The organism is Spiroplasma sp. ChiS (assembly GCF_002968355.1).
Taxonomy (GTDB): Bacteria; Bacillota_I; Bacilli_A; order Mycoplasmatales; family Mycoplasmataceae; genus Spiroplasma; species Spiroplasma citri.
On the sequence record NZ_PUUH01000298.1, the window covers coordinates 1 to 6,519 of the forward strand.

Genomic DNA, 6,519 nt, shown 5'->3' on the forward strand with positions numbered 1-6,519 from the left:
TAATTTGATTTAATAAAACTTTGTGATTTTCACAAGTTCATAAAATTTTATTTGTTTCAAATTCTTCGGTGATAAATGATGATAATTTATAACAATTAATAACATCACATATTTTTTGTTGTTTAATAATTTTCATATTCTTCGGTGATAAATGATGATAATTTATAACAATTAATAACATCACATATTTTTTGTTGTTTAATAATTTTCATTTTTATAAATCAAATTTAATATTAACCATAATAAATATCTTCAAATCATTCTGTTTTTCCGCGATGTTTAACTTTATGAATTCGCTTTGGCATTCCGCATTTACTGCATTTAATCATAATGTTGATTTTTTCCATTTTTAGTTTCTCCAATCTAATATTTAACGATTGATTTATTAATATAACTAAGTGAAACAAAACAAGGACAACACCTTTACTAAGTTAGTATGTGTATTATTTACTAATTTCTTAATTTAATATGGTTTTTTTCAGAAAGGAAACAACTTTTTTATTATTTTAAAAATTATAAATATATAAAGATGCTGTCCTTGTTTTGAATCAATTAGTTATTTTAGGTTTTTTCAAATAAAAAAACCATTTTAGTAAATGGTTTAATTATTCTTATTTAATTTCTTTATATTTTTATACCCCAATCTTTTTTATGCAGCCTAATATTTTCAATTTCATAAGTTGGCAATAATCCTCATTGTTTGAAAAAAGGTGCTAAATTATAGCCAGTTACTTCCGAAGTTATTTTAATAAATTCTTGTTGTTGTTTATCATTCGTATTAAAACGAATAAATGAATTAGGGTCTTGATTAATTTCACGATATTTTTGACTTAATAATGGAAAAAAATTTTTCCCAAATGCCATATGTAATTGTCAAAACATTCCTAATTTAGTTCATAAACCTTCATCACCGTGCATATTATTAAAATCTTTTTCATTAATAGGTCTCGATAAATACGCTTTTATTCACTTTTGTTTTTCTGCTTTTTTAAAAATTCTTAACTAATAATTTGATTTTTCTTGAATAAATAAGGCACTTATATTAACTGTAACTTCAGTTAAGTCCGTTCATTTATATTGTTCTGTTTGATAAGTATGCCCCGTTTCATGTCATAATCCTCATTGATCATTAAGAGGATTTAAAAATAAATCTTTTCCCGCATTAGCACTATTGTGAAACATAATTCGACCATAACTAGCATTTGCATAACCACCACTCTTGTCTGCATTAGCAATATGATGTACTGCGTATATTTTTTATTTAAACCAGAATAACTTTCATTTAAACCATATATTTCATTGCTTCAATGTCAAACATTATCTCAATGCAATAATGTATCATTAAAAGAACGTTCAGCATTGGTAATACTTGATTTCTTATCATTTTTGTTTGCATTGTCGCAAAATAATGTTTTGATATAAATTCAACAAAAGGTGAATCAGTTGTTTGAACTAAACGAATAAATTCATTTTCATTTGTTTCGTTTATTTTAAAAGTTGGAACTTTAATAATACCTCATGGATTATTAGATGTTATATTTAATATTTTTAAAGAAGTTTGATTATTATCAACAATATAAAGCATTCCTGATTTATGAGGAGTAATTAAAGTTATCTCGCCAGTAATGCCATATTTGGTAAATTGCGAATATTCATCATTAATCCCTAAATCAGCATATGTTCCTCATTGCCCAATTACAAAAGCGACTGGAATGTTATTAGTATTTACAGTAATTTTATAACTAAACCTGCTCGCAAAAAATAGCCCATTGGTTTTAATTCAGAATGATCAAATCATCGATTTTCTCTAAATCTTGCTTCTCCTACTGTAACAATCCCAAAATTTTGAATATTATTTTTAATTGATTTTATATTAATGTTTTTATGATATGAACTTACAGCAACGACACTTGGAATCTCACTTCCAACTATAGCTACTGTTCCCAAATAAACTAATAATTTTTTCATAGTTAGTTTTCCCCTTAATATTTTAAATTTTTGTTTTTTATTTTTTTAACATAAATTTAAAACATCAGGTGGTTTGAATTCTTTTACAAATAAAGAAACTCAAATTATAAGTAAAAAATTAGTTAAGATTATTGTTCTTTTAAAATATAAGAGTTCAATAAAATAAAAGATTAATAACATAAATACTCCTCGTTTTCTTGCAAATCGTGTTTATTTTATTAACCTGAGTCAAAGGTTTTACAATTTGATTATAGCAGTTTGTTTTATTAATACAATAAATAAATAAAAAAATTGATATAATTTATCTGTTAAGGCAATTAATAAATAATAAATTTTATAACTTAGGAAGGATAGAAAAAACTATGTTATTTTTAACAAATATAACAAAATCACAAGAAATTTGAAATAAAATTATTTCAATTGGAATGCCATCAACAATTGCGGTTATCGTGATTATTTTATTATGCTTAATTATTAAATATCTTAAAATTAAACGAATTACTTATACAATTATTTTATTAATCATTATTGCTCTAATTTGTATTGCAATTTGATATTTTAAAGACAATATCTTAGGAATTGTCTCAGAATATATTAAAATTGATAAGATAAAAACATTATAAATCTAATAATGTAAATAGTATTAGATCCTATTTTAAGAACTGTGCAAGGAATTATTAAAGCGGCTACAAAAGTTGCTGATTTTACCTATGATGTTTTTAAAGATAACAATGGTAGTGCATTAAAAACGGTTAATTTAAAAGATAGTAAAGTTAATTCATTACAGTTTACATAAAGTAAAAATAAATATATAAAAAGACTGATTTTAAATCAGTCTTTTGAGTATTATGTTTCGTTAATTAAATTCCTAAGTCAGGATAACTTGATGCTTTTGGTTGTTTGTCTTCATCATTATTTACTACAACAGCTTCAGTTGTTAATAACAAGGCACTGACACTACCAGCATGTTGTAAAGCATAACGAGTTACTTTAACTGGGTCAACAATTCCTGCCTCAATCATATTTTCTCATGTATTTGTTGCAGCATTATAACCAATATTTTCACTTTGTTCTTTTAAATTATTAACAATAATTGAACCATCAACACCAGCATTAGCAGCAATTTGACGAACTGGTTCTTCAATTGCTCGTAATACAATATTTAATCCTAATCTTTCTTCATCATTTAATTTTAAATTTCCTAATTTTTTTCCCACTTGTACTAATGCTGTTCCACCACCAGCAACAATACCTTCCTCAACAGCAGCTTTAGTTGAATTTAAGGCATCTTCAATTCGTAATTTCTTCTCTTTCATTTCTGTTTCAGTTGGTGCACCAACTTTAATAATTCCAACACCATTAGCAAGTTTAGCTAATCTTTTTTTCAATTTATCTTGTTCAAATGTTGATTTTTCATTTTCAATTTGATGACGAATAAAATCTTTGCGAGCTTCAATTTCTGCACGTGTCGCTTTTCCTTCAATAATTGTTGTTGTATCTTTTGAAACAATTACTTTTTTTGCAGTTCCTAAATCATCTAAAGTTAAGGTTTTTAAATCCATTCCTAAATCACCATTAACAAATTTACCTTTTACTAACATAGCAATATCTTCTAATAAATCCTTACGGTTGTTTCCAAATTCAGGCGCTTTAACAACACAAATATTAAAAGCACCACGCATTTTGTTCAATAATAATGTTGGTAAAACATCACCATCAACATCATCAGCAATAATTAATAATGGACGTCCTTCTTCAACAATTTTTTCTAAAATTGATAGAATTTCTTTCATATTACTAATTTTTTTATCCGTAATTAAAATATATGGATTTTCAAATTCTGTTAACATTTTTTCACTATCAGTGACCATGTATTGTGATAAATATCCTTTATCAAATTGTAATCCTTCAGTAACACTTGTTTCAGTATTAATTGTTTTTGATTCTTCAATCGTAATAACACCATCATTACCAACTTTGGCCATAATTTCAGCAATTAAAGCACCAATTTCAGGGTCTTTTGAACTGACACTTGCAACTTGTGCAATTTCTTCTTTTGACTTAATTTCCTTTGCTGATTGTTTTAGTAAATCCACAATCGCTTTAACTGTTTTTTCAATTCCATTACGAATAGCTACAGCATTTGCACCAGCGGTAATATTTTTTAATCCCTCTTTAACAATTGCCTGAGTTAAAACAATTGCAGTTGTTGTTCCATCACCAGCAACATCATTTGTTTTATTAGCAACTTCAGCAACTAATTTTGCTCCCATATTTTCAAAATGATTACTTAATTCAATTTCCTTTGAAATTGTAACACCATCATTAGTAATTAATGGTGAACCATAAGTTTTTTCTAATAAAACATATTTTCCTTTTGGTCCTAAAGTAACTTTTACTGCATCAGTTAATTTATTAATTCCATTAAGTAACTTCATTCTTGCTTCTTCAGCAAATTTAATTGATTTTGACATAATTTCTATTCCCCCTTTAATTTTATTCTTCAATTACACCTAAGATATCTTCATTCGAAATTAAAACTAATTTTTTATTATTAAATTCAATTTCAGTTCCAGCATATTGGCGATAAAGAACTTTATTATTTATTTTTCCTTCAAAGGCCTCATCTTTACTAACTTCGGTACTAATTGCAATTATTTTTCCAATATGACTTTTGCTTTTTTCATCTTCTGGTAAATAAATTCCATTAATAAATGTTTCTTTTTTTTCTTCTTTTTCTAAGACAATATTTTTTCCTAGTGGTTTAATCATATAACATTCCTCCTTATTAATATGACTATTAGCAAATGGCATATGTAACTGCCAATAATATATTTAACAAATTTTATTAAAAAATGCAAGTATTTTTAGAACAATATAAAGTACTTTTTGATAATTTTATTTTAACGATTCATTTCATCTTCATCATCTCTAATATTTAGTTGAAATATACTCAGATAATATTCTTTTTTCAATTTTTTTATTATAAACTTCTCAAACTATAATGTCTGGTGATACTTTATCAACAATTCGGATACGTTGTTTTTTGTTACTATTATTTCAAACAGCATCAATTTTGTTTCAATTATTTCATACCAAATTAGCAAATGATTCCATATATTTTAATCTTTTAATTCCTCAATCAATACAAACATTTCTTGTTTTTGAAAAAATTTCTGCGACAAAAAAATTAATAAATTCTTCTTTTGTTTGTACAATAGTACGATAAATAATGATTTGAGTTCATAATGCTGGTCGAAATGAAGCATATAAGAATTTAGTACTTGTAAAAATACTTTCTGATGAAGTTTCAATTTCATCTTGATTATCATTAAAACTTCTTTTGACCCTACCTTCTTGTTTAACATTGTTTGTTACATTCTCTTGGTTATCTTGACTAATAAAATAGGCATTTATTAAAAATGAGCCAACATTAATAATAACAATTAACATCAATGCATTTTTTTCATTAAGATTATCCTTTCTGTTTATTTTTTTTAATTGATATATTTAAATCTTATATTGTAAATTAATTTTGTAAATTGTAAATGCAACTGCAACTTGATTTGTTTAAAGGTACTGGGGTACTTTATATATATTGTAAAGATGCAAGTAGGTAATTCCAACCTTGTTAATATGATATTATATCTTTTATTTTAAAATGCAATATTTTTTCAAAAAAAATTAAATATTAATATTTTGTAAAAATACCTCTTTGGAGGATAATCAATCTAAACTCGGTCGCGGCTTTTCATTAATAATTTTCATAACTTTATTAATTCCTTTTTGAGTAACAGTATTAAAATCAGTTCCTTTAGGTAAATATTCTCTAATATCTCTATTTATTATTTCAACTTTTGCTTTTTGTGTCGGAGTTCCAGCATCACAAAAATAAACATTAGCATTAGTAATTTTCTCCATCTATTTTCATTTACTAAATTCTTTACCTTGATCTGTAATAATTCCTTTTATATTTATCTTATAAAGTTTATTTCTAATAATACTTTTAAGAGCTTTATTAACCTCTTCTGAATTATGTTGATTTAATTTAAAACAAATCGTGTATAAACTTTTTTCTTCGGTAAAAGTTAAACAAGCAGATTGATGTTTTTTTTCAACAATACAATCCATTTGAAATCAACCAAAAGTTCCCTTTTCATGTTCTGCTTCATCAATAAATCTAATATTAGTTAATTTACCACGATCATCTTTTCTCTTTTTTGTTTTATATTTTTTACCTTTAAATGGTAATTTTTTCTTAATTTCAATATTTTCATCATTAAAAACTTTATATTGTATATTGTAAATGGAAATTCGCTTTTCCAAAGCTCTTATTAATTAGATAATAGCATCATATAAAAATAATGCAACTATTTTTGTGTTATTTTTTTAATTTGTTTTTATTTTAGCACAACGAAAAATAATTTATTAAGTTTTTCAATAAATTTACTTAGTAATTAATGTCATAAATTCAAATGCTTTTTTAGAGGATATTCAATTAAGACACGGTCGTAATTTGTTATTAACAGTTTTTATTATTCAATTTAATTG

9 protein-coding genes and 1 pseudogene are annotated in these 6,519 nt (G+C 24.9%); 2 read left to right on the forward strand and 8 right to left on the reverse strand.

What is annotated here, in order from left to right; translation table 4 throughout:
• Positions 1–624: 624 nt before the first annotated feature.
• The 4 genes from C6B38_RS07980 to C6B38_RS07995 form a co-directional block, all read right to left on the reverse strand.
• Complete coding sequence (locus C6B38_RS07980; RefSeq protein WP_105299228.1) at positions 625–918, reverse strand: M60 family metallopeptidase; 294 nt, start codon at positions 916–918, stop codon at positions 625–627.
• 84 nt (positions 919–1,002) lie between these two features.
• Positions 1,003–1,182: a M60 family metallopeptidase gene (locus tag C6B38_RS07985; RefSeq protein WP_105299229.1), complete on the reverse strand. Its 180-nt coding sequence runs from the start codon at positions 1,180–1,182 to the stop codon at positions 1,003–1,005.
• Between the two features lie 100 nt (positions 1,183–1,282).
• Positions 1,283–1,798: a hypothetical protein gene (locus tag C6B38_RS09440; RefSeq protein ID WP_146693369.1), complete on the reverse strand. Its 516-nt coding sequence runs from the start codon at positions 1,796–1,798 to the stop codon at positions 1,283–1,285.
• Positions 1,726–1,968 (reverse strand): hypothetical protein, encoded by a 243-nt coding sequence (locus C6B38_RS07995; protein ID WP_105299231.1) that lies wholly within the window; start codon positions 1,966–1,968, stop codon positions 1,726–1,728. Before C6B38_RS07995 ends, C6B38_RS09440 begins: the two co-directional genes overlap by 73 nt.
• 362 nt (positions 1,969–2,330) lie before the next feature.
• Between C6B38_RS07995 and C6B38_RS08000 the strand changes: the two genes are divergently transcribed.
• The gene (locus C6B38_RS08000) at positions 2,331–2,591 is read left to right on the forward strand and encodes a hypothetical protein (protein ID WP_105299232.1); all 261 of its coding nucleotides are present in this window, start codon (positions 2,331–2,333) and stop codon (positions 2,589–2,591) included.
• Between the two features lie 41 nt (positions 2,592–2,632).
• On the forward strand, positions 2,633–2,764 hold the full coding sequence (locus C6B38_RS12020) for a hypothetical protein (protein ID WP_255401140.1): 132 nt from the start codon (positions 2,633–2,635) through the stop codon (positions 2,762–2,764).
• A 64-nt stretch (positions 2,765–2,828) separates the two neighbouring features.
• On the opposite strand, the gene groL is transcribed toward C6B38_RS12020, so the two are convergent.
• The 4 genes and pseudogenes from groL to C6B38_RS12465 all read right to left on the reverse strand — a co-directional run.
• Entirely contained in the window at positions 2,829–4,442 is a 1,614-nt protein-coding gene (gene groL, locus C6B38_RS08010; RefSeq protein WP_105299234.1) for a chaperonin GroEL, read from the reverse strand.
• 22 nt (positions 4,443–4,464) lie between these two features.
• Positions 4,465–4,740, reverse strand: a complete 276-nt coding sequence (locus C6B38_RS08015; protein WP_162475942.1) for a co-chaperone GroES — start codon at positions 4,738–4,740, stop codon at positions 4,465–4,467.
• Between the two features lie 159 nt (positions 4,741–4,899).
• On the reverse strand, positions 4,900–5,421 hold the full coding sequence (locus tag C6B38_RS08020) for a hypothetical protein (RefSeq protein ID WP_105299236.1): 522 nt from the start codon (positions 5,419–5,421) through the stop codon (positions 4,900–4,902).
• 231 nt (positions 5,422–5,652) lie between these two features.
• A pseudogene (locus C6B38_RS12465) lies at positions 5,653–6,267 on the reverse strand (IS30 family transposase); the annotation flags it as partial.
• Between the last annotated feature and the right edge of the window lie 252 nt (positions 6,268–6,519).